This window comes from Flagellimonas algicola (assembly GCF_005937185.1).
In the GTDB taxonomy this organism is placed as follows: Bacteria; Bacteroidota; Bacteroidia; order Flavobacteriales; family Flavobacteriaceae; genus Flagellimonas; species Flagellimonas algicola.
Genome location: NZ_VCNI01000004.1, coordinates 30,425 through 54,517 on the forward strand (window position 1 = coordinate 30,425; position 24,093 = coordinate 54,517).

At 39.6% G+C, this 24,093-nt stretch carries 24 protein-coding genes and 2 pseudogenes; 10 read left to right on the plus strand and 16 right to left on the minus strand.

What is annotated here, in order from left to right:
• Positions 1-278: 278 nt before the first annotated feature.
• Together FGG15_RS17935 and FGG15_RS17940 are read right to left on the minus strand one after the other, a co-directional pair.
• Positions 279-1,196 carry an AraC family transcriptional regulator gene (locus FGG15_RS17935; RefSeq protein WP_138838924.1) on the minus strand — a complete coding sequence of 306 codons (918 nt, stop codon included), beginning with the start codon at positions 1,194-1,196 and terminating at the stop codon, positions 279-281.
• 470 nt (positions 1,197-1,666) lie between these two features.
• Complete coding sequence (locus FGG15_RS17940; RefSeq protein ID WP_138838926.1) at positions 1,667-1,936, minus strand: transposase; 270 nt, start codon at positions 1,934-1,936, stop codon at positions 1,667-1,669.
• Positions 1,937-2,144: 208 nt separating this feature from the next.
• Here FGG15_RS17940 and FGG15_RS17945 point away from each other — a divergent pair, with 208 nt between their 5' ends.
• The 5 genes from FGG15_RS17945 (at position 2,145) to FGG15_RS17965 (ending at position 8,568) form a co-directional block, all read left to right on the plus strand.
• Positions 2,145-2,708, plus strand: coding sequence for a hypothetical protein (locus FGG15_RS17945; protein WP_138838928.1), 564 nt, complete (start codon positions 2,145-2,147; stop codon positions 2,706-2,708).
• A gap of 102 nt (positions 2,709-2,810) precedes the next feature.
• Positions 2,811-3,371 carry a hypothetical protein gene (locus FGG15_RS17950; RefSeq protein ID WP_138838930.1) on the plus strand — a complete coding sequence of 187 codons (561 nt, stop codon included), beginning with the start codon at positions 2,811-2,813 and terminating at the stop codon, positions 3,369-3,371.
• A gap of 161 nt (positions 3,372-3,532) precedes the next feature.
• Positions 3,533-4,633 (plus strand): WG repeat-containing protein, encoded by a 1,101-nt coding sequence (locus FGG15_RS17955; protein WP_237561870.1) that lies wholly within the window; start codon positions 3,533-3,535, stop codon positions 4,631-4,633.
• A gap of 754 nt (positions 4,634-5,387) precedes the next feature.
• A complete protein-coding gene (locus FGG15_RS17960; protein WP_138838933.1) occupies positions 5,388-7,253 on the plus strand; it encodes a trypsin-like peptidase domain-containing protein in 1,866 nt (621 codons plus the stop codon).
• A 79-nt stretch (positions 7,254-7,332) separates the two neighbouring features.
• Positions 7,333-8,568 carry a hypothetical protein gene (locus FGG15_RS17965; RefSeq protein ID WP_138838935.1) on the plus strand — a complete coding sequence of 412 codons (1,236 nt, stop codon included), beginning with the start codon at positions 7,333-7,335 and terminating at the stop codon, positions 8,566-8,568.
• A gap of 16 nt (positions 8,569-8,584) precedes the next feature.
• Here the strand turns inward: FGG15_RS17965 and FGG15_RS17970 are convergent, their stop codons facing one another.
• The 4 genes and pseudogenes from FGG15_RS17970 to FGG15_RS20490 all read right to left on the minus strand — a co-directional run bounded on the left by FGG15_RS17970 (position 8,585) and on the right by FGG15_RS20490 (position 11,010).
• Positions 8,585-8,878, minus strand: coding sequence for a hypothetical protein (locus FGG15_RS17970; protein ID WP_138838937.1), 294 nt, complete (start codon positions 8,876-8,878; stop codon positions 8,585-8,587).
• 79 nt (positions 8,879-8,957) lie between these two features.
• Positions 8,958-9,683, minus strand: a complete 726-nt coding sequence (locus FGG15_RS17975; RefSeq protein ID WP_138838939.1) for a hypothetical protein — start codon at positions 9,681-9,683, stop codon at positions 8,958-8,960.
• Positions 9,684-9,858: 175 nt separating this feature from the next.
• Positions 9,859-10,225: pseudogene (locus FGG15_RS20485) on the minus strand (MepB family protein).
• Positions 10,226-10,305: 80 nt separating this feature from the next.
• Positions 10,306-11,010 (minus strand): annotated as a pseudogene (locus FGG15_RS20490) (M949_RS01915 family surface polysaccharide biosynthesis protein).
• A 154-nt stretch (positions 11,011-11,164) separates the two neighbouring features.
• On the opposite strand from FGG15_RS20490, the gene FGG15_RS17990 reads away from it, so the two are divergent.
• Together FGG15_RS17990 and FGG15_RS17995 are read left to right on the plus strand one after the other, a co-directional pair.
• The gene (locus FGG15_RS17990) at positions 11,165-11,419 is read left to right on the plus strand and encodes a hypothetical protein (RefSeq protein ID WP_138838943.1); all 255 of its coding nucleotides are present in this window, start codon (positions 11,165-11,167) and stop codon (positions 11,417-11,419) included.
• Positions 11,420-11,489: 70 nt separating this feature from the next.
• On the plus strand, positions 11,490-11,693 hold the full coding sequence (locus FGG15_RS17995; RefSeq protein WP_138838945.1) for a hypothetical protein: 204 nt from the start codon (positions 11,490-11,492) through the stop codon (positions 11,691-11,693).
• 590 nt (positions 11,694-12,283) lie between these two features.
• Here FGG15_RS17995 and FGG15_RS18000 read toward each other — a convergent pair.
• The 3 genes from FGG15_RS18000 to FGG15_RS18010 all read right to left on the minus strand — a co-directional run bounded on the left by FGG15_RS18000 (position 12,284) and on the right by FGG15_RS18010 (position 14,599).
• Positions 12,284-12,940: an SRPBCC family protein gene (locus tag FGG15_RS18000; protein WP_138838946.1), complete on the minus strand. Its 657-nt coding sequence runs from the start codon at positions 12,938-12,940 to the stop codon at positions 12,284-12,286.
• Positions 12,941-12,958: 18 nt separating this feature from the next.
• On the minus strand, positions 12,959-13,699 hold the full coding sequence (locus FGG15_RS18005) for a hypothetical protein (RefSeq protein WP_138838949.1): 741 nt from the start codon (positions 13,697-13,699) through the stop codon (positions 12,959-12,961).
• A gap of 105 nt (positions 13,700-13,804) precedes the next feature.
• Positions 13,805-14,599, minus strand: coding sequence for an SDR family NAD(P)-dependent oxidoreductase (locus FGG15_RS18010; RefSeq protein ID WP_138838951.1), 795 nt, complete (start codon positions 14,597-14,599; stop codon positions 13,805-13,807).
• Between the two features lie 402 nt (positions 14,600-15,001).
• Between FGG15_RS18010 and FGG15_RS18020 the strand changes: the two genes are divergently transcribed.
• From FGG15_RS18020 to FGG15_RS20130, 3 genes are all read left to right on the plus strand, one after another.
• Positions 15,002-15,916, plus strand: coding sequence for an IS481 family transposase (locus FGG15_RS18020; RefSeq protein WP_138838953.1), 915 nt, complete (start codon positions 15,002-15,004; stop codon positions 15,914-15,916).
• A 170-nt stretch (positions 15,917-16,086) separates the two neighbouring features.
• Complete coding sequence (locus tag FGG15_RS20125; RefSeq protein ID WP_161991999.1) at positions 16,087-16,263, plus strand: hypothetical protein; 177 nt, start codon at positions 16,087-16,089, stop codon at positions 16,261-16,263.
• 29 nt (positions 16,264-16,292) lie between these two features.
• The gene (locus FGG15_RS20130) at positions 16,293-16,520 is read left to right on the plus strand and encodes a hypothetical protein (protein WP_161992000.1); all 228 of its coding nucleotides are present in this window, start codon (positions 16,293-16,295) and stop codon (positions 16,518-16,520) included.
• A 626-nt stretch (positions 16,521-17,146) separates the two neighbouring features.
• Here FGG15_RS20130 and FGG15_RS18025 read toward each other — a convergent pair.
• From FGG15_RS18025 to FGG15_RS18055, 7 genes are all read right to left on the minus strand, one after another.
• Complete coding sequence (locus tag FGG15_RS18025; protein ID WP_138838955.1) at positions 17,147-18,193, minus strand: dihydrodipicolinate synthase family protein; 1,047 nt, start codon at positions 18,191-18,193, stop codon at positions 17,147-17,149.
• A 28-nt stretch (positions 18,194-18,221) separates the two neighbouring features.
• Positions 18,222-19,259: an NAD-dependent epimerase/dehydratase family protein gene (locus FGG15_RS18030; protein ID WP_138838957.1), complete on the minus strand. Its 1,038-nt coding sequence runs from the start codon at positions 19,257-19,259 to the stop codon at positions 18,222-18,224.
• 4 nt (positions 19,260-19,263) lie between these two features.
• Positions 19,264-20,367 (minus strand): M20 family metallopeptidase, encoded by a 1,104-nt coding sequence (locus tag FGG15_RS18035; protein ID WP_138838959.1) that lies wholly within the window; start codon positions 20,365-20,367, stop codon positions 19,264-19,266.
• Between the two features lie 43 nt (positions 20,368-20,410).
• The gene (locus FGG15_RS18040; protein WP_138838961.1) at positions 20,411-21,130 is read right to left on the minus strand and encodes a carbohydrate-binding family 9-like protein; all 720 of its coding nucleotides are present in this window, start codon (positions 21,128-21,130) and stop codon (positions 20,411-20,413) included.
• A gap of 253 nt (positions 21,131-21,383) precedes the next feature.
• Positions 21,384-22,208, minus strand: coding sequence for a class II fructose-bisphosphate aldolase (locus FGG15_RS18045; RefSeq protein WP_138838963.1), 825 nt, complete (start codon positions 22,206-22,208; stop codon positions 21,384-21,386).
• A 2-nt stretch (positions 22,209-22,210) separates the two neighbouring features.
• Complete coding sequence (locus tag FGG15_RS18050; RefSeq protein WP_237561873.1) at positions 22,211-23,161, minus strand: carbohydrate kinase family protein; 951 nt, start codon at positions 23,159-23,161, stop codon at positions 22,211-22,213.
• 16 nt (positions 23,162-23,177) lie between these two features.
• On the minus strand, positions 23,178-24,089 hold the full coding sequence (locus FGG15_RS18055) for a 1-phosphofructokinase family hexose kinase (RefSeq protein ID WP_138838965.1): 912 nt from the start codon (positions 24,087-24,089) through the stop codon (positions 23,178-23,180).
• Positions 24,090-24,093: the final 4 nt, after the last annotated feature.

The following is a 24,093-nucleotide window of genomic DNA, read 5'->3' on the forward strand; positions in this document are numbered from 1 at the left end:
GCAGGGAAACTTTCGACCGTGGGCTTTGGGGTGTATTTAAAGCGGCTTCGTCGCGAAGGCCACAAACTGGACAGGGAACGTCCCCTACATGTCTACAGGGCCATAAACCTTAAGCTTTGTTTGTGGACATGGACAAGAGAACCCGTTGGAGGCCCCAAATGCCCTCAATGAGGTGTGGAGCATGGACTTCATGGCCGATGTGCTGTGCTAAAAAAGTAAAGGCTTCATCTGATAGCCGTCGCCAGGTACGTTTAGTTTGTTAATCACTTGTCCATCAATTATTTAATTGGAATATAAAAATCAACGATTGCTATCTTTTTAGGATGTTCATTGAAATTGTTATGGTAAACCTCAAAGGATTCGCCCTCAGCTCTTTCATAATTATTTTCGTCCATCCAAACATAAAGACCTGTCCATGATTTTTCAAAGTCGTCCAGGATAATTTCAAATTTCCCCACAATATATTTTCCTGAAGGAATTTTAGCTGTCTCGAATTCATCTATATGATCCACTTGTTTCCCCATTGGAAGACAAGCTCTAAATCTTGCTTTTTCTTCTTCGGTCACCTTTAAACTATCTTGATAAACAGTCATCAACTTTGTTTCTTCGGTCATAAACCCATTTGGAATTGCCCATGTGATCAATTTTTGAAATGCTGCCGGCAGTCCATGTGGTCCAATACATGTAATGTAGACATAGGTTTGTTCAGGTATTTGTTTGATCTCAATTTTCGCATTCATATCCATCCATTTTTTTAGGTTATCAATAATGCAAACATATTCGTCCAAATCAGGATAGCTTTGTCCAATCTTGCTATTCAGTTGCCGAGTTTTGGAAAACTTGTTTGGATTTTGGCTTTTAAATTCTGTTGGACTGATACCGTAGTATTTTTTGAACGCTTTGGTATATGCCGAATTATCACCAAATCCGTACATATGGGATATCTCCGATAAACTTGATTTTTTGTGCAGGATAGCTAAAACCGACTTTTCTATTCTTCGTCTGGTTATAAATTCATTTAGGGTTTCCCCCGTCATCAATTTGAATATCCTATGAAAGTGGAAAGGAGAGAAGAAGGCTTTTTCCGAAACAGTGCACAACGACAATTTTGAGTCTAGATTTTCGTCAATATATTGAAAGACTTTATTGAGTCGATTGCTATATTTTTTCTGTATTTCACTTTCGTTGTTCACCATTGTCCAATTGCCGACAGCGAATCGGCTATGATTTCGTTGGGGTATGTCCCGCCGAAATCCGCCCCATTGATTTATTGATTTTCCTTTCTCAGTATTAAAGTCAAAATAAACCGATCCAATTCAAAAAATAAGAACAATTAAGGAAATTATACAACCGAAGGATTTGCTTTATGCGCCACAATTTCATTAATGGAACCTATAAAAGCCAAAGAAACCCCACCCACCCAAACAATCTTAAATGCTATTACAAGGCATGTACTTGAAATTTGGCCCCATTTGAATCTGAATTTACCGTCCCTTTAATGCAGGGCGGTACAAGGGCCCCAAGATCAGCTACGCTTTAGGTTTTACAAATTAGCTTATTATTTGATATGGAAGGGCTAGCTTTTCCATTTCGTTAAAAATTCTTGCGACCCAAGTTTTTGTAGGGCCTTATGCGGCCGTTTCCGATTGTAATGTTCCGGCCATTGCTAGGTCAACACCCTTACCTGCAAAAGCGATTTGGGCGGGTATGCATTGGGTACTTTTTGGCGAGAGCTTCGATCGAAGCGCCCAACAAGGCTATTTTGAACTGGTTTCCCCAGTTGGATACACTTGATCTCAATGTCGTTCGGACTGCACCATAACTGAAAATTGGACGAGGTGGACTCCCGACCTTTGTCGACCCATATCACCGATGGAGTGACCAAGACCAACCTGTACGGTTCCCTGACCAATGCTCCGAGAAAAGGAAGGGCCATAACGTCAATTCATTGTTTTTTCCAGAGCTGATTTTTCCTGGGCACCATACTAAAAATACCATTGCCAACACCGAATAAAAATAATTGCCAGCGTATATTTGTATTGGGAAAATTCCTTCGAATTTTCTTCCGTATTGTCACTTTTTATACTTTAATTGCTTGAACAATATATTCACTTTTACACAAAACCGATGTACTTAATTGGCATATGCAAAAAGAAATCCAAGTTTTTTTAAATGCGGTGGAGAAAGTACTGAATGGGCACACTTTTTTCATTACGTTTGACAATTATGTTGATAGAAGCGAAATAGAGGACAAAAGTTTGATCAAAAACGCTGTTTTATCCAAAGAGTTTGATTTAAAATTGTTAGAGGCTGACCTTAACCACCACGACGGTGTTTTTTTCCACAGCCCGACCGATAACGGAAAATTGGTTCCAAAAGTGGACGGCTTCCTAAAAAAGAGTCCATCTATTTCCTCTTTAAATTCTCCAGATGCTATTGATTATTTGGTTTCAATGCTAACCACAACTGGGGCCACAAACACTTTTTGGAGTCCCTATAAAACACAAATGGGCAATCGAAAAGCTGAATGTGTCACCAATTCTTTCTTAGCGGTACTGGGAAGTAAAAATGGGCTAAGATTTTACAAATTAGAAACTAATTTTGTATTTGACTCGGTAGGCTTTTGGGATCATTTAGGTTCGGATAGCATCACTGCGATTTTAACCAAAAAAAGACTTTTCTTCCTTTTTACCAATGGGGGAGATTAATAAAAATAAGTACGCCGGAGTGTAAAATATAGCGATAACATTTTGCGTTTAACGTTATTGCACATTAGGCACATCAAAAAATGATCTATGAAGCAAGTTTTTATGGTTTTAATGTTCCTTATCGTATTTTCTTCCTCTTTTGCACAAGAACCCCCTTCAATACTTTTAATAAGGGAGAATTTTAAGACATGGCAACCCCTAATCGATAATGAAATTAAAGTTTGTAAGAGATTTTACAATTATAGCTGGGGTGAAAATTATCAGTTTAGTCAGTGGTTTGACAATCAAAGGCAAGCTGATACTTTGGTTTTATCAAAAATGTCCCTAATTATAGAGGAAGAAGATCTTGGATACTTTTTGCGCACCGATAGTTACTCATTTTCTGGTGATTGGAATGTAACTGTTGATGCCTATTTCGACACGAAGGGAAGACTATACTTCATATTTTGGAGAATGAATTCATTTCAAGCCGAAGAGCCTGTAACGGTGGAAAAAAGGTTATATTTTGATAAGGGAGGAGAAAAAATTAGACATTTGGTTTCTGTTTATAAAATGAATACCAAGGAAGAGACCGATGTTTCTTATATGGACATTGATATTGATTATAAATTGGAACTCGAAAAATACGAGGTTTATGGCAAATGGAACTCAAAAAAAAGATAACCCGATACCTTGGCAGCCCTTCAGAAAAATGGAGTGCCGAGTGGCTTGCTCACGATCACATATTTTATTGTTTCTTATCAATGGGGAGTTTGGACAGATTGGGGCGGGAATCCCATGCAGTTTCCAAACCTGCTCGGTTTACAGTATTTAAAACACAAATTATGAAAAAAACATTTTTGTTCATTGCATTTTTAGTTTTCTCGTGTAATGAAAATATACAAAACACTGATCGAACTCAAAAAATTACAAAAAACAACCTTCTGGCAATGGTTATGAAAGATGGAAAATACGGGTACATAAATCCTGAAGGTGATTATGTCATCAGTCCTCGATATCCGCTGGCGCGCTCATTTTCCAATGGCATGGCCTGTGTAAATTTTAATGGGGTAAGAAGTGATTTTTTTCCTGGGACGATAGGTGGTTCATATGCCTTTATAGATACCAGCGGGAAATTGAAATTTGAAGAAAAAGCTTTTTCGCTACCTGTTTCTTTTTTTAATGATTACGCAATAATTGAATCAAATAATCAAACTGTAGGGTTTATAGATAAAAATTTGGATTTGGTGGTAGATGGTTTTGACGTTTTGATGCCTTTTAGAGAAGGCATGTCGGCTGCGGTCAAAAGAAGTGAAAATACGGTAGGTTTTATTGATACAACAGGTGAGTGGAGAATTAAATTGGACCTAAAGAGTCATCGAATAGGTGATTTTCATGAAGGCTATGCATTTTTCATGAAAGACAATGGATATGGGTATTTAAATAAGCAAGGGGAAATAGTGATTGAACCCATTTATGAGGGAACCTATGATTTTCATGAAGGGCTAGGTGCATTTTTATTAAATAAAAAGTTTGGGTTTCTAAACAAAGAAGGAAAAGTTGTAATAAATAATGAATACGAGAATGTTGGTGATTTTTCAAATGGACTATGTGCCGTACAAAAAAATGGTAAATGGGGATACATAGACCACAAAGGGAAAGTTGGTATCGCATTTGAGTTTGATGCAGTAAGGGATTTCAATGAAGGCTTTGCATCTGTTCAGAAACAAAATAAGGTTGGTTTTATTGACAAAAATGGCGATTGGCTAATTGGACCCAAATTTGACAACGGGTTGGATTTTAAAAACGGATATGCAATTATAAACAAAGGGGGAAAGCTAGGGTATATTAACGCAAAGGGAGAAATTATTATCGAACCGATCTACGACAGGGTTGATAATTTCGTAGACCCATTCTCTTCAAATGAAAATCTACGATCGGATTAAAAAAAAAATTACTTCCTGAAACCTTCAGGGTCATCAATTAGGGTCATACGTAACCATGTTCAATAAGGTGTTTCTTGACCCTGTTTTACCCTTTGTTCGTATCCATTTATGATTTATAAGGTTGAAGACCCTTCAGATAATAGTTCTTCAATACCATGTAAAGTGATTGTCTTTGCAGTGAAGAGACCATAGCAAGTCTTCCTTTCGATATAGATAGGACAAAAGACAGGATTTGGTTTATCTGGGTCATGGAGAAATTCAATTTTTTCATAAGATACATTATCTGATTTTTTGTGATTGACGCGAAATACGAAAATCGGAGTTGATCTTTGGAGAAACCCCCCAGTTTTTTTAAGGTTTTTGTGCAATGGAATTTTGACGGTTTGGGCTATCTTAGGGATTAAATACTTCCCCCTGAATTATAGCCGTTGAAATTCAGAATACCATGAAAAGGTGTTTTGGAAGAAATCCGTTGCCATGGGAACTAGATTTAACCTGCTTTCTTGCCTTCACTCATTCATTAAATGGGCAATCGGCTTTTCCCAAGCATCTATCTTCATGGCGCAGACTGTTAAGAGATCAATTGTTGAAATTAAATCCAGTTATAAAGAAGGCGAAAATAAGACATCCGCGAATCAGCGAATGTCCAACTCAGAAGCCCTGTTGATAGCAAGTTTGGAGATGAAACCCTTCACAAGATTGGAGCCTTTTTGTTCATTCTATGAAATCACAAGTCAACCAATAATGATAAAAAATGGAAAAATACATTGAGCCTTTATGTCCTGACGAAAAAAGTTTTCTAAAAAAGACAAATGTAATCGAGCAATCGATGTTTCGGAAACTTGTTGCGCGACGTTCGCGAATCCTAAATCCAAAGGAAGATTTTAAAATTGCCGATAATGAAGATGATCGGCGCGAGGTTGAGAAAATGGTGCTGGAAAAAGTCAACTTGGAACGGGATTTTCTACCTGTTAGTTTTCTTACCGATGGAGCAGAACGCTCCACTGCAGTATGCCGTTTGGTGGTGCCGGTAGGAAGTCAACGAAGTTTGGGAACAGGGTTTTTGGTGGCCCCAAACTTGATTATAACAAATAACCACGTTATCGAAGATGAATTTCAGGCAGAAGAAGCTACGGCTGAATTCCTTTTTGAAGACGGATCCACCCCTATCGTTGTGGTAATGCGCCCAGATCAGTTTTTTGTGACCAACAAAGACTTGGATTACACTATCGTGGCATGTGAGGGCCGGGATCTAAGGGAAATTCCGCCCATCATGCTGAAACGCGACCCAACTTTGGTCTCGCGCCATGACCGGGTGAACATAATTCAACATCCCCGTGGAAGGAGCAAGGAAATTGCAATCCATGATAACAGGATCCAATATATCTATGATACCGTAATGCACTATACCACGGATACTGAACCCGGTTCTTCAGGGTCTCCGGTTTTTGACAACGAATGGAACTTGGTCGGCCTCCATCATGCGGGCAGGAACCTAGGGGATGGCAAGGCAGAAAACGAAGCGATACGAATTGCCGCCATTGTCAATGACCTGGACAGGAGGTTTTCTTTGGGTCCAACACACAATGATGATGAAAGCTGGTACCAGTTAATGTCCTCTGTGGACCAGAGATCCCCAATACTTGGATTCTTTGGAAATGCCGGTCTTGGGATCGGCGATTTGGAAGTCCAGGTAAACGGATTTCAAGGGGTTCCAGAATTTGCGGACGTGGGTTGTTGGAACATCGAACATTTTAACAAACATGTAAGCCGATCAAGAATCATGGATGTCGCCGATGTACTGGAACAAATGTCCTTGGATGCAATCGGTTTAAGTGAAGTTGAAAAGCCTGCCATGGACCGCCTCATCACTGAGATAAACAGCCGAGGGTTTAGATATGATTACGTTCTAAGGGACACAAGGGGAAGTCAAGATTTGGCTGTACTATACGATTCTGACACAACAGAGGTAACAAGGAGGAAAGATATTGCCGATCGAAATACAGCAAGTTTAAGGGCCAGAACATCGGATAACAAAACGGCCTTTCCAAGATTTCCCATTTTCACGCAATGTAAGGTCAAACATGGGGAAGATGGGGTTGTGGAGTTCATTATGATCGTAGTCCATTTAAAGGCATTCGGAGACGAACAAAGCCGAAGAAGGCGTAAACTGGCTGCAGAAAAATTAGCAGTGATCATTGAGGACATTCGCGAGCATGAGAACCTTCCAGTGGTACTATGCGGGGACTTTAATGAAAAATTGGACAACGATGTTTTAAATGCAGTCAGCGATACACCGGATTTGTTCGCCCTTACCGCGGATGATGCCCAAACCGATGCCATTTCCTACGTGGGCAACAGGCATCGATCTTTGATTGACCACATAATTGTCAGTCGCGATCTGGATTTGGGCGATATTTCTGATGATGATGCGGCCATAGTGCGTTTGGATAGGAGTATTAGTGATTTTGCCCAAGACATATCGGATCATGTGCCGATAGTATTTCGGATGATCCTTAGAAAATCGGAGAGAGTTGACAATAGGGAGAAACCGGAAACTTTAACTATTGATATTCCGAAAGACGCTAAAAAGGTCGCTATTGATTTTATCAGCGAATAAAATAAAAGCTGATCGGCACTTTTCAAAATTGAAGACTAAAATATAACCGTACAATTCCATAAACCAATAAATTGAATTCATGAAACCTTTTTTTACTGTAATTGTGATGATTTTACCACTTTTCCTTTTCGGTCAAGTAAAGATTAAATTCGAAAATAACCTGGATGAACAAGTAGTGGTCAAGGTGAGATATGGTGAGCTTACAACACCTATTGAGAGTTTGACTGAAATATTTTCGGAAACTTTGGAGCCCAATACAAGCTCACCGGATTATATAAAGATTAAGGAGATTAAGAAAAAGAAAAAATTTGTTGTACTGGGCCAGATACCAAAAAAAGGGCTATTCAAATTTTTTGAATCCACAGTTACCAAAAGGAACCAAGAATACACAGTCCAACTCACAGCAACCATGCAAGAAGTTCCTAATGATGAAATATCATATAAAAGCGTATTGGCCAATCTGAGTTTTACCCCACCGGAAAACTCAAGAAAGGTAATTCATGTGGACGATGCTTACAATATATATTTTGGGGGCCTTTCAATTAGAAAAAATGATAGTGTGGAAATAGATAGAATTGATGCTTCTGTCTTAAAAGCTGTAAAGAAACCTGTTCAATATGGGAATCTCGATAAGGAAATAGAATCATTTTTTACCGGAGGTTTCTTAAGCGACACAAAAGGGGAAGTTCCCGGTGTGGCATCCGCATCATTATCTGTCAATAACAATAAGGTGTACAAACTAAAATATAAATTGGAAGATATTGGTACTCGAGTTTGGTCACCTACCAATGGAAAATCTATCGATGAATTATTTTCAGAATTAAATCCAATTGTAAAAAGAGGCATCGTACAGAGGTATCTTGCGGATACGACCTTAACAATGCACCAACTTGATCATTTATATCTATTTCAGTCCGCCACAATACAAATTGAAAATTATGTCAGCACAGGGACCATTATAGATGCTTCCGTTCCGGTTTTCTTTTCTAACAACAGTGCATTCAAAAAAGAAGAAGGTACTGATGACACAACGACTTCCACCAATATGGTATTGAATATTTGGTCCGAAAAAGATGTTACGTACTTGCTTGTTCAAGCTGCAAAAGAATACCTTGAGAAGCAAAGGGAATTGATTGCTATCGCCAAATCAAATAAAGATGCGCAAAAAATAGCTGAAGCATTAATAGGAGAAAACAATGCGATTACTCCAGTGAAGAATGTTTCTAAAAACGCCATACTTAACAATGTAGGTGATGAAATTAATAGAGCGAATGAAAAGCTTTTAAGACTTGGCCCCATAAAAATTAAACTGTAAACCATGGATGGAGAATTCAATTTCGGGAAATTGCAAAATTCTTATAATTGATTAGGGGAGTGCCGGCCTGCTTTACGGTAGTTTTACCGACCATCACCTTTTTTTTAAATACCACCCAAATAAAGGGGTCGGTTCTTTCTGGGTATTTGGGTAATCCCACCTCTTTTGCCCTATTGGCTATTCCGTTCGTATTGCTATAAAAGGACAAACTTTCATCCCTCATTAAAGCAAGAAAGAGCTCCATCACGTTGATCGTGATTTCCTTTTTTTCGCTTTTTTTCTTTCTTGCCGTAAAGAGCATCTTGGTCAAGGATATGGAATATTCTTAGCTGGAAAACAACAAGATTATCAAAGTTCAAACATCTTATTGTAGCCTTAGCCTTTTACGGTTAGGGAATCCATAACTTGTAAACAGTTCCCAAAGCGGTTCCGTTATCAGAGATTGGATATTCAAGTCCAATTTTATTCATAAAATCCACTACCTGCCAATCCTCGTTTGTAAATTCATCTTTCGGATATGCTTTAAAAGGTTCTGCTTCCAAATCCCAACGAACATAATAATTGACAATATTTTCTATTCTTACATTAGGAACTAATTCCGCAACGATTTGTGGATTTCCTTTTTGTTCATCAATTTCTGTTTCTGACAAATTATCATCCCAATAGTCTGGAACCGGATTGAATTGGTCAACTAAATTTCCTTTGTCGTATAGAAAATACAACCATAAATCCCCATCGTGAACATGGAAAAAGAAAACTGGACAATTGAGTTTTTTGGATAGATATTTTGAAACATCGCCAAATTCATTAAATCCACTTGGGTAAAAGACGGTTACGTTTTGATTTTTTTCATTTAGAACACAGAAATTTGGATTTTCATTGTCCAGATTTTCCTTTACCAAGTCTCCACCGTTGTTTTTGGCGAATTCTTGTAAGCATTTTTCAACATCTTCTTTTGTTTTTCCGATAACTCCGGACATTGATAGAAAAAGTCCCATTGGCCTTGTGTTAATTAATTCAGTAGATGGGTCGCAATTGGTTTTCGGTTCAATATGCACTTTGGTCGTTGGTCCAAAGCTGATTATTAGTCCAAATGCTGCTAGTAGTAATCTCATTTCTCAAATTGGTCACATCGGTTTTGTGAATGAAACGTAGCGTGTCAAAAGACACTGTATTTCGGATTAACACAGGGCCGATTTTTATATTTTGTTTTTAATTTTCCATTCTAAAGGCCAAATTAAAAATTTGGCGTCTTTCCAAACAAGCGCAAACCTTTTGGACTAGCACTTACTAGCTATGCTTTGTGCACCGTGTTGCGCGTGGTGCTTTCCCGCCCAGCCGTTTCATTTCACACAATTCTGACACTTTCTTAAAGTCGGTCGAATTACTTATTTCATAAAAATAATCCAATTGCCATTTTTGAGTTGGGTTGGCTTGCTTATTTTTTGCCATATCCCATTTCGGACAAACTCGGAACCTTCTTTTCCGTTGGGATAAATCCTTTTTTAATCCGTACGGATTTTGGACAAACAAACTGTCCAAACATATTTTCAGTCCGCACGTTCACTGCACAAAAATCAATTCGGTCGGATTCCTTAAATGGCTCAATCGGTCCATTTCCAACATTCTCTTTGTTTTTCTTTAAGTACAGTCTGATATTTTAACATTACGGACAACCTTCTGTATATGGTGCCTATCCCCAAAGATATGCACCACCCACCTTGTTGGTGGCCGTTTTTAATTTTCATCAAACTTTAATTTCTTATTCTTCATTGCAGTTTGCCAACCATATGGAAAAATACCGTGACCGTTCTCAGCTATACTTTACATTATTTTATGAACTCTATTTTGTATTCCTGTTGGCAATAGATAGTACATTTCGTCCACTTGGGTATTCCTTTCATTATCAAGTGTTCCGTTTTGATGTCTAATTGCTCTTTTTATTCCGTTGTGATAAACTAATAGTTTTATTCTCCCATCATTTGTGCCGTTCACTCCAAACGTCCCGTATACCATAATCGGGTCAACAACACCGTCTCCATTGTAGTCCTTCAGTTCAAAGTATTTAGTCCAAAATGAAATCGAATATTCTTCTGATACTTCATTGCCCCCTGGCAATATAAAGTCCTTTAAACTCCATTGGGTGCGATATGACCCATCTTTAAAGGAATAGCAAAATGCCTTTATCGAGTCCAGACATTTTTCCTTTTCATCACATTCAAATTCATTTTCAGTCATTACAATGAAGTGTTTCCCTAATTTATCATCGAATTCGTAAATTCTATAAATGGAATATTCGATTTGCAGCTTCGTTTTCTAGCTATCGGTAAAAATGGAGTCAATCTCCCGTTGATTCAATTGTTTGCTGGATATTCCAGAATCTTGGCAAAATCCTATACTGGTAAGGAATAGGGTTATGAATATTGCTAAGGTTATTTTCATCTTATCCTCAATGGCCAACAATTTGTTTAAATGCTGAACTTTATTGGGCATAGGCGGCCAAAAGGATTGGCTATGCCCAAGTTTTGTAATTTGTCGTTCTGTATAGTTTCCGTGGTTTCGTCTTCTTATTGTGCAATATAAAAATAATTATAGGTTGTCAAACGGTTTATTGTTGTTTTTGATGCTGTTTTCGGCTGAGAAAATGGCTTTTATAAAGCCAAACAACGGCAACAAGTTCGTTGTTTGCAAATTTGCAGAAGAGCATACAGTGCATCCATCCGTCATCTACGGATTTTATCTCCATGATGGAAAAGAAGAGGAAAAGAAGAAGCTATACCCCCTAAATACAGACATCGCCCCATCAGTTCAGCTACCTCCATCGGGGCCGTTAAAACGAACGCTTGGGTAGCGGAAGACCCTGTAATGGAAATTGAATTTTTTTTGAAAAAATATCCAGTAGACAGCTATGGAAAAAAAATATGAAAGATTTAGATAAGGATCTTGAAGAAATCAAAAAGCTATCTCAAGAGGCAGACAGCAATAAGGGTTTTGAAGAAGACTTTGAACAGGACATATCCAAAATAGATTTTATTGACCACAAACAGAATCCACAGGAACCTTACAGACTTTACCATGCCATTGAAGGGATTTTGAGGTCACATCTTCCCGCAGGGGCAAAATAGTAAAAGCTCAGACAGTTCGTGAGAGGGGAAAAGATAATTTTCCTTGCAGGTGGAAAGAAAAAGGATAAAAGGGGAATCAGAGGGGCCAACAGCCGACAAGCGTACATAAGTGCACCTCTAAAACCTGCCCTAAATACTCTTCTGGAATGGATACAGGAGGGAGGCAACAGCTTTGACTTGTTTATAAGGTTTTTAGGCAATTGAACATACAGCATAGCTGTTTTAGATGGGCTTTCGGAATATAATCAGACCTAAATAACAGCTCTCAATCATAACCCCAGGGAGCAAACAAAGAATAGCGCCGGTTTTGGCTGTTTGGTCGGGGAACACCGCCCAAGAAACGGGTCATTGACGGTACGCCACGATCATTGAGATACAAGTATGTCTCTAGGGGATATTTAACCCGGTTGCCCTGCCGTACCGAATCGGTGGTGCGGTAACCACCTTGGCAGACCTTGATTTTTAAAAATTGGATAATACCTTTCCAAGACAGATTCATTCATTTTAGTGTGATCGGATATATAACCCCTATTTTTTAGCTGCAAGAGTATGGGAAATACTAGGGACAGAACAATCAATTTTGCCTGGTTTTATGACTGGCAGTTTTCAAGCTGGTTTTTTAATTTGACAAAAGAGTTGATGTATTTTCGTTTGATGATGGGATCTTTAATGAACCTGGGAATACCGCAAATGGAGAGTGAAGCCACTGTAAAGGTTATATGGACGGTCCCATTGTCACTAGGACGCAATGACCACCCGCTCCAATTATATTTTTCCCTGAGCACACCTTCTTCAGGGTCTCTGTGGTTTGGAACGGGCCGTGTATTGATAATGACCTCATCCGCGGTCTGATTGACCTCATGCCTTGAAATCAATTCTTGTGGGGGAAATGGGGATGGTACGTTAAATGTAGTATGGGAAATCCAGATCGAGCCCCTGTCCTCAATCAATTCACTATGCAGAACGGCCTCATTCCACTGCTGAATTCTTTGGGGTTGCTTTAGATGTTCAATAATGCGGTCAACAGAAGATGAAATGGTAAAGCTAGCAGTCAGCTCCAATATTTTTGAGGTCTCCGCAACCTTTAACTTTCTACAATTCAAAACAATTCCCTTTTTGTTTTTGGCAACTTTCCAAGATCCTTTTTCAGCGAGCGCTTCGAGTTGGTCCAATCCTGAGATGGAGTCCAATCTTGCACTTTGTACAAAAGCTTGGCGACACAAAAAAAATATCAGTAGTAGTATCATAATTGTTTTTTTATAATGTCATGTCAGTACCTTTTTTTGAAAGAATAATTGTAAACGCCATGCGTTTTTTTTAGGGGACCAGAATTTCTTCATATGCCTATTTTCCTTAAAAGGATCGCTCGCAAATCCCAAAATATCAAACACGAAATCCGGGACTGTTATCATTAAGCCTTTTTGCCCTGCCGAGGGGTTTGTTTTTTGGGAGAAAAAATCATCTGAAAAATTTTCGTTGGCTTGATGGCTTGATCCATTCTTTGCTTGGGAAGTACTTATCGGAACCTCCTCAGGGACATCTTTTGGACGGAAGGGATTTTTGCCACTTGAGGGGTACGGCACTTGCTTTTTTCTCAAAAATTTTGGGATGGTTTTCCAAGAACCGGGTCGACTGTCGCGAACTCCGACAATTAAGGTTGGATTTATAGTTATCGTGTCCATTCCATCTTTGCGTTTTAGTGGATCGTGTACTGTGCCCAAGTACTTTTTATGCCATTGGGTATCAGTGTCTGAGCTTTCTGTTGCACCGTGACCGGAGGAGTTGGGAGTACCAACAAAAGTGGATTCCTTCGCATTGACCTTTATGGCGGTCTGAAGTGATCGCAAAGTAGCATTGAAGTCTACATGCCAATATTTGAAGTAACCTGAAACGTTTTGATCTATTATTGCCATGCCCTGAATCAAAGGTTCGGTATCCTCCAATGTCGCTGTTGGGTCTATAGGCCGCTTATTCTTTATGAACTCTAGACTTTGGTGTTTTTCCATAAAACTTTTGCTTACTTATCTCAAACCAAGTTCTTATATGATGTTCCGGGTTGCCAAATCCTTGTTCAGGTCCGTGCCCTGTAGGGCATGCCCGTTAATGGGGCCTTATCCGACGGTCAGTTCTCTTTTGATTATTTTGGTCATCATGGATACTTTGACCCGTGTTGGTAGCAAAATGGAAATAAACCAACTTAAATGGTTCAACAGAATCACTGTTTTACCCCTGAACATTTTATTCAGGCTATGGTGGGCTACCTTGTAAGGGTCAAGCAGTGTCAGTTTTCCAATAAGACCTTGTTTTTCAATTCTGGCGGTAATTTCATCATTGGTTTTCATTGCTCCCGGATTTATTACGCTCACAGATATGTTGGAGTTCTTCAGCTCTTCGGAGAGTCCCAGTGAAAAAGAATGTACAAAGGATTTAGAGGCGGGGTATACCGTTTTGTAGCCTACAGGAGAAAATGCCGCAATACTGGATACGTTGAGAATATAGGATTTTTCCTGTTGCTTGAGATTTGGCAATAGTCCATGCGTTAGCAGGGAGGTCGCCTTTACATTTACCTGAATGATGGTATTGATGTAACTTGTTGGGACATCTGAAAACTTTCGTGTACCCCCCGTTCCGGCATTGTTGATTAAGATGAAAATTGAAAAATTCCCATTTAACCAGTTACATAAGGTCTTGATGTTTTGGTCCGATTTGAAATCTGTTTCATAGTACTGGGTACTGATGTGGTAAGTTTTGCCTAATTCCTGTGCAAGTCTTTTGACATTTTGTTCAGGAAGGCTCACCAAGATCAAATGGATTCCCTTAAGGGCCAAACGTTGTGCAAAGGCCTTGCCCAATCCTTGGCTGGCACCGGTCACAACTGCGTATTTATATTCCTCTTTCCTTTCCATCCCCATCCGTTTTTGGTATAAAATTAGCTCATTGAACCCTGGGAACCGTTTTGGTTTATAATCTCGAACAGGTGGTGTAGGTAAGTGAAAATCAGTATATTGAATATTTTTTAGGTACGAGATTATAAGTACGAACTATTTTTTTTTGAATTCGGAGGGGTCTGTCCCGTAAAATTTTTAAATGTAGTGTTGAAGGAGGTCTTGGAATTGAAGCCCGACCCAAAAGCATTCCCAATATTGAATATTTGTCCGAAAGGTCACTTGAAAGCAAGCTTTTGGCTTTCTCCACCCTATGGCGGTTGACGAAGTTGAAGAAATTCCCGTCAAATCCATTGTTTGTGACTGTGACTACGTCAACTACAAGTGTACTATTATGATAATAAATCAAGAGACACTTTTAACATGGAAAAGACGAGGGAAATTGAACAATACTTAAGGTGGAAGTTCAAACTAAGGGTGCTGGAATTCGCAAAGGACTATGGAAAGGTCAAGGAGACCTGTGAAATGTTCAATGTTAGTAGGAGCAGCTATTTTAATTGGAAAAGAAAATATGAAAAAGATGGTGCCGAGGGTCTTTTAAGGAAAAAGAGAGAGGTTGGTACCTACCCCAATAGAATCAATCAAAAAACGGTTGATCTGATATTGGACCTTAGAAAGGAATACAAACTTGGTACATGGCGTATCAAATGGTATTTGGAAAGATACCATGACATCAATGTTTCTGAATCAAGTGTCTATAGGACCCTAAAAAGGAATGGCATAAAACCACTCAAGCGGAACGTTACCAGAAAGGCCATGGGACCGAAACGGTATGCCAAGGAAACCCCGGGACACCATGTCCAAGTGGATGTCAAGTTCCTGACATTCAACACCACCGAAGGGAAAAAGATAAAACGGTATCAGTACACGGCAATCGATGATTGCACACGTATCAGGGCATTGAAAGTATATGAAAGGCACAACCAATCAAGTTCCATTGACTTTATGGATTATGTGGTAAGTAAGTTCCCATTCCGAATCCATACCGTCCAGACGGACAACGGGCACGAGTTCCAATCCGGGTTCAACTGGCATGTAAAGGACCTTGGCATGGAGCACCGCTATATAAAGGCCGGAAGGCCACAGCTCAACGGAAAGGTTGAACGGTCGCATCTCACGGACAAAAAGGAGTTCTATCAACTATTGGACTACTCTGATGATGTGGATTTGAACAAGAAAATAAAACAATGGGAAAACTTTTATAACTTTAATAGACCACATGGTGCATTTAAGGGAAAGACACCCTATGAGATTTTAATGTATCACTTAAAAAAATGAGAATTTAGTGCCATTTTAGCTGAAGCAGCACAACTGTCGATTAATTATAAGATTAATATAAGAAGTTAATTACACTAGTGAAAGTTAATTGGTGTATTTATCTGCTATTTGGCTATTTCTCTGGTTTATGTAGGAATTTTTATACTTATCGATCATCCTAAAAAATTATCATGGAATATCTTGAAATCATCAACTCCATTGTCTTGGCAATATTGGTCGCCCTGTTTTTTATGCGGCAAAAAATTCTTAACGGCGTAAAGACGTTCTTTGAAATTTTTGATATCAAAAAGGTAAGGGAATATGTAAAGATGAACGAAGAAACTGTTTTAGAAAAACAACAAACTTAATAACAGATGACGCCAAAGTAAGGGAGGTCATGCATGGGGTCACCAATTCCAAAGTAGGCGAGATATCACAATTCTATAAAGAGGTGTTGGACAATGAACACATCGAATTGTTTAAATCAAATGTCCACTTGCCTGAAAACTGTTTGAAGGGGCAGAAAGATGGGCAAATAAGGTATGTAAATGGGTTTCCTCCCCATAACAGGGATAAAATCCTACCTACTCTTTTTCCTGAAAATTTTGTGGATAAGAATCCTTGACTTTTCGATAGGATTTTTTGGAAACTATGTTGTGCCTTGGCATAACCCCATAATTCTTAGCGAATTCATCTTCTTTCCTTAATTTTTTTAGCAGTGTAATCATGTATATAATTTCCATAATTCAATATACGCTCATAGGTATGAGTTAGTGAATAAATTTTCTAGGGGACCGCAAGGAGTACCATATGGTTAAAACGGGATTTTGGTAAAGTGGTAGTTTGAAATCAACTTTCAAAGGGAATCTTTCAGATAAGGTTCGGAATTTATATGGGCCAATGTTCAAATAATCAATTGGGTACAACATTTATCTGCAATGGCTTTGTTGTGTTTCACAGCGGAAAGTATCAAAACAACAAATTTCAAGATAGTTAAAAGTGTTATTTCCTGGATTTGAAAAGTAGCCTTATGTTGTGACTTTTACGGTATTTAGGCAACATAAAATACATGGGGAAAAATCCAGTTTGAAAAACAATTTATTTGGATATTTCCCTAGATTGTCCGAAACGCTGCTTGGGGTGATTTTGCCGTAATTCACCTACGGAAAGTTCTATGTGGTATACTCAAGTGGGCAATACAATGGAGGTTGCTCGATTTTCTTGGGAATACGTACAAATTGAATTGGGATATCATTGTAACCACTTATCAAGATTTTCAGCTACAAAACGATCATCATTCAATTCGGGATATAATCTGTAGACCCGGTCAATCTCTGCTTTCTGACCTGGGCTTAAACGTTCATTTGGATCAATGGTGTTGTTGGATTCTAAAAGACCTTGTCTAATCAGAACTTCGTGAATGCCCGCAATAGATCCTTGAAAACCGTTTCTCGAATCAAAAAATGCCGCATTGGAGTCCGTAACCTTGATGCCGTGGGTCAGCAAATCACCATAGTCTGAACGATTGGCATTCCTAATTTTGTCGTATAACTCCACTGCTTTTTTGTTCCAAACTGCCCAGTGTCCCAACAAGCCGCCCACTATTCTTTTTTTTACCAACCTGCCGCCAACCGGAATGTGGTAAACCGTTAAAAGATCCGCAACAATATTGTCGTCATTTCCCGTGTACAGGGCAATGTCGTTATATCTTCCGGATTCTGCAACGCCTCGGACAACATCAATGGTATGGTACCTGTCAAAAGGTGCCATTTTAATGGCTACAACATTCTCAATTTGAGAAAACTTTCTCCAAAATTCAGTATCCAACACACGACCACCCACCGAAGGCTGCAAATAAAATCCGATCACGGGCATGATTTCTGCAACCGCTTTACAATGTTCAATTAATTCGGAGTTAGATTGTTTTTTAAGGGTGGCCAGGCTTAACAAGACGGCATGATAACCTAGTTCGGAGGCCTTTTTGGCTTCTTTTGTTGCCTGCTTTGTGTTTCCCAAGACCCCAGCAATTCTAAAAACTCTTTCGTTGCTGTGCTTGCAATGATTGTCCATCTCTTCCTTGGCCAATTCCAATACCGGTGAGTACAAACCGGCCTGTCTTATCCCAAATTGGCTAGTATGCACTCCTATTGCCAGACCGCCCGACCCTGCCTCAAGATAATATCTTGACAAAGCCCGTTGCCTCCGTTCGTCCAAATCCAAGTTTTTGGTCAAGGCTGTTGGATGGGCTGGAACAACCAATCCATCTTGCAGTAATATTTTTAGGTCATTCGATAACATGTTGTTCTTTTTGTAGGATTATATAGATTCAATATTTGCCGTCTCTAACTTCAAAATGGGTTGCTTTTCCCAAAAGTCTTTTGTTTTTGTCCACCCAATTTGCTGTCCACTCGATCAATTTGTCCAAGTTTACGGTTGGTGATCCAAATATGGAATGGGACTTAGAGACATTTACCAACAGCGCGGAGTCTTCTTCTTTTCCCGTGAAAACAACCTCTTTACCCATGATTTCTCCAAATTGACGGGCTACTTTAGCAACAGAAATGGTCTCTCGACCGCTAACATTTAGATGATTGGCCGGGGAGGCGCACAATTCCAAACTTCTCAATATCATATCGTTTGCATCACCTTGCCAGATTACATTGGCATACCCCATGGATAGATCGATGGTCTGATGGTTTTTGACTTTTGTTGCAATATCGACCAATACACCATACCTCATTTCCACCGCGTAGTTCAACCTAATGATGACTATATTGGTGCCGTTCTTCAAACTTCCATACTCGAATAATCGTTCTCTTCCCAAACAGGACTGCGCGTATTCCCCAATTGGTAGCGGTTTATCGGATTCGTCGGAACCCCCGGATTCTATTTCCACCAATGGATATACACATCCGGTGGAAAAAGCTACGATTCTCGATTTTTTGAATTTTTCAACGATCAAGCCTGGAAGAAAGGAATTCATTGCCCATGTGAAGCTCTCATTGCCCTCGGTTCCAAACTTCATACCCGCCAAATAGACTACATTTTTGACATCTGGAAGGCTGTTGACAAAATCAATGTCCAATAAGTCCCCTTTTATGGTGTTCACCCCGCTTTCCTCTAGAAATGACTGCTGTTCAGGGGAGCTAAACCTTGAAACCCCAATTATTTTCTTCTGGACTCCGGCTTGGTCACAAGCTCTTTTTGCCATTCTGGCAAGGGAAACCCCCATCTTTCCCGCAACCCCCAACATTAGAAAATCTCCTTCCAATTTTTGCATAAATTGGATCAATTTGGTTGAAGGCCTTGAAAGGGCTTCTTCCAGTTGATGTTCGTCCAAAAAGAATTCTGGGTAATTTTCCATTATTTTATTTTAATATGTTCGAATAGATTTTTACCGCATCATGAATTTTGTTGAGGTAGCAGAATTCATCTGTTTGATGCGCCATTTGTGGCTCTCCGGGACCCAAAATAACTGTTGGCGGATGATTTAACCAAGGTGTCAGGACCGAGGCATCCGTCAAAAATGGAGCTGCTTTCTTAAAATCATTTTGTGTTGGATCAAGTTTGCAGATTTCAAATACGGATTTAATAAATGCATCGTTCTCATTTGTGGATACGGCCCTTAAATCCACTAGTTTTTCAATTTTTACTTCCTCCCCTAACAAGGTATTTAATTTTTGAAGGGCAGTATCATTCCCAAATGTTGTGGTCGATCTGACATCAATTGTAAATTCGGCCTGGTCGGGAACCGAGTTCAAGTTTAACCCTCCCCTAATTTTGCCAACATTGATGGTGGGCAATCCAAGCGAGGGATCCATTTCTGCTTCAAGGTCCAACTTTTCAATTTTGGTAATTGCCCTAGCAGCTTTATATATTGCATTTTCGCCCAAATGGGGCATTGAAGAATGAGCAGTGACCCCAAAAGTTCTGGCTTCAAGGTATAATCCCCCTTTATGGGCAATATAGGGATGGTTGGAAGTAGGTTCACCAACTATTACTGCACGTGCTTTGCCGAGGTCATAACCTTTTTCCATCAAGGATTTTGCTCCTCGGCAACCCAACTCCTCATCTGCGGTGAACACTAATTTCACTCCTCCTTCCATCGATCGATCTTTGGTGCTTTCAACGGCAGCAACGGTCAATGCCGCTATTCCCGCTTTCATGTCGGAAGAACCTCGTCCGTACAGTTTTCCATGTTCAATACTTGGCTCAAACGGGTCGTAGCTCCATTTCTTGGCCCCCAGGGGCACAACGTCCAGATGGCCAGTCAAAATTATGGGGGGTATTTTAGTTGAAAGCCCCTTAGAAGCGATCATATGTAATCTTTCATGACCATATACGGGATATTCCACAACAAACCCATGTTTTTCCAGCAATGTCCCTATGAACAGGGCTATTTTTTTTTCATTGCCTGGCGGATTTATAGTGTTGAACCGAATTAGTTCCTTGGTCAAGGAAATTACATCCATTTAATTTGGTTTTGGGTCAGGTAGTTTTTTTTGTAATTAAATACTATTGGAATAGAATTGTTCCAAACTTGTTGATTTCGTGAAAACTGTTGGGCAATTCTTGCCAGGACCAATGGATTGATTTATTGTTTTGATAGTCCATTCTAGTAAAATTTGCCTTCCAATGGGTTCCGGGAGTTGGTTTTTTTTGAGACATGGGATATAATGTTTCAAATGGAATGAAAATTTCTCCCATCCAACTTAGAATATTGGCATTTGTTTCTTTTGGGCCACCCTGTACGGTGGTCTTGTGAATAATTTTCCTGCGATCTTCAAAATACCAAACCTGCCATCTATGGAGTTCACCATCAAATTTGATGACCATAAGTGGGAGTTCATAGTTTAATGGAGACAATTCATATTCAAAGTATATCTCTTGGGAGGGGTCGGGCCAAATAAATATTTCAAATACATCCTCTAACCACAAGCGCTCACCGTCCTTGTTGAACGATGCGTTCAGTTCGGTGTCTTGGCAGTGAAATAAAAAGTAAACCCCTTTATCAGAGTACAATGCCTTTATTTTGGTTTCCATTCCCGTGTTCAGGTGGGACCTTTGCCGTATGTTGGTCCAAGGGACCTTTTCCCAGTATTGGGATTTGCCATCACCTGTGGGTGTAAAATCGGTGGTTTTGTGAACTATGATTTGATCTGTTCCTGAAGCGTCCATGGACTGAAAGTCAAGTGTTGATTGGATTGAGCAAAAAAGTAGTAGAATTGTTTTCATTGATTCAAAAAGATTTTCCCGGACATGGGTTTAGTGGCAATAGGCAGCATTTTGCCTTAACGTTTAATATTTAGATCCTGAGATTGTTCATTTAATTACTTTTCATGTGTAGCTTGGGCAATGGCCTTAAAGGGACTTGATGCTTTGACGATGACAGCTGCGAACATTTTTATTCTTGATTTGCGGTGCTCCATGATCTATCCATGTCCATATACTGTTTCATTAATGCATTCCATGTCTGGAAAATTTCACCTTACTTGTTATTTTGAACTATTTCCAGTTTGTTTTGTACCAGTTGTGATATTTGATCTGTAGCTGCGGGGAAAACTTGCCTCAAATCAATCTGGTCATTGTTCTGCATCACACTTTTTAATGTCCTCATGAACACATTTTTGATTTCTGTGGCCAAGTTTATTTTACATATGCCCTGGTCAATGGCCTTCTTCAGACATTGATCGGGAATCCCGGACCCTCCATGTAGCACTAAACAGACTTCCGTTTCATCAGAAATTTCCGATAATCTTTCCAAATCTAGTTTTGGTTCCTCTTTATAGAACCCATGGGCAGTACCAATGGCTACCGCTAGGGCATCCACCCCGGTAGCCTCAACAAATTGTTTTGCCTGTTTGGGTCGGGTAAATCCGTTTTTGTGGTTGGGTTGGTCCAGTTTGGCGATATAACCCAATTCGGCTTCCACGTTGGCCCCATAGCTTTCTGCCAATTGCACTACCTTTTTGGTTATAGCTATATTATCTCGGAAGGCTTGTTCGCTGGCATCGATCATAACTGAATCAAAGCCCGCGTCAAGGCATTTTGCAACCAGTTCATAGGAGTCGGCATGATCCAAATGTATCCATCCTTCGACCCCATGCTTGTGCAACATTGCTTTTGCCAAGTCAAATGCAACATTTAGTCCCATGTATTCGATGGAATTTTTGGTAAGCTGTAGGATAATGGGTTGATTAGTTCTCTTTGCGGCCTGGAGAATTCCCTCCAGAGTTTCAAAATTGTAAAAATTCGTAGCCAAGATCCCCTGTCCTTTTTCCTTTAGTTGGGTGAATTTATCTTGTAGCTTCATTTTCAATGGTTGAAATAATTAAACTTTTCCTCTGCGATACGCTTTATGCGCCCTAAATCCATGAAAGCTGCGGTACCTCCAGAATCTGTTGTGGAGATGGCCCCCGTTAGATTACCAAATTCTTGGCATTCTTCTGGTTTGCCACCACTTAGATACTTCGAGATAAATCCGGCATTAAAGCTATCTCCAGCTCCTATGCTGTCCACAACTTGCGCATTGATGAATGCGCCTTTTTCGATTATTTTTCCACCATAGCTCAATATGGAACCTTTATTGCCACGTTTAACAACCAACAGATTGCATTTATCCTTTATTAGATCTATGGCTTGCTTCAAATCTGTTTGGCCAGTAATTTTTAGAAGCTCGGTTTCATTTGGCATGAATATGTCCAAAAAAGGCAAGATCTTTTCCAAATGAATTTCCCATTTGTCCATGGGGTCCCATTGAATGTCCAAGGATGTTGTTAATCCTGCACTTTTTGCCATTTTAAAAAGCCCATCCAGTTTGTCATGGAATTTTGGCTGAAGAAAATAGGAGGAGAAGTGAAGGTGTTTGGCCAACTTTAAATTTTCAGTTTTAATGTCCTCAATTCCCAAATTTAGCATAGCTCCTTGATACGTTATCATGGATCGCTGCTCCTTGTAATTTAATGCGATTGTGGCCCCAGTTTTTTCATTGGGTTCAATGATGATTAATGCAGTATCCACTCCTTTTTGCTGCAGTTCTTGGATGGTGAATTTTCCGAATAGGTCATTTCCAAGTTTACCTATGAACCCTACCTTAAGGCCTAGAGAACTCAGATTGCTTGCACAGATTGCGGAGGAACTGCCCAGCGCTAAGGCCATATTATCAGCGATGATTTCCTCCCCAATTTGTGGGAACCCCAAAATTTGATTCAAGATCAAATCCACATTGAGCTCGCCTATTACCATAACATCATACTTCTTGTTCAAAATTTCAAGTTTTAGATTACCAACTGTAGGACATACATTGTTTTTGTAGGTTCAGTACATCTTTTTTATGGAACATTCCTATTTCTTCCCTTAAACAATTGGCCGCTCCACATGAAGCTGCCAACATTGCGGTTTTCGCCAAATCATATCCTTTTATATAGGCTACCGCAAGCCCTGCCACAAGGGAATCCCCGCAACCTACAGTGTTAATTACAGCATCTACTTTGCTTAATGCATGAACTGTATTTTTGCCATCAGATAAGTACAATCCTTTTTCCCCGAAAGTGACCGCAATTAATTGACTATGCTTTTTGATCTTTGACAACAGGGTCATGGGATCGTCGGTTTGATAAATTTCATACCCCTCATCATGGTTAATATGTACACCGAAGGGATTTTGATTCAGTGCTTTGACCAGAGATAACCCGGAACAATCGATTATTGATTTTATATCGGATTTGTGGGCAATGGAGATCAATTCGCAAAAATTCAGTTCTTGATTGCTGCCGGGCCATGAACCGCTCATACAAATGAGGGAAACATCGGGTAATAGGGTTTTGAAATCATTTATGAACAATTCATAACTGACGTTATCTATTGCCGGGCCCATTTCCAAAATCTCGGTTTCGTCAAATACATCGTTTGATTTTAGTGTCAGGCATGTTCTAGACCATGCTTTCAGCGATGGCCCATAACAAGAAATACCTTGCTCCTTGCATTTTTCCTTGATCCATTGGCCGGTAGCTCCTCCCCAAAAGGCCAAAATACCAACTTCTTCACCTAGTTCTTTTATTCCTAAGGCCACATGGACACCTTTCCCTCCGGGATAAGATTCTTCCATGAGCGCCCTGTTGGCAGTACCTTCCTGAAAGCGGTTTAGATTGATTAATTTATCAATGGAAGGATTGGGGCATACACACAGTATCATTTTG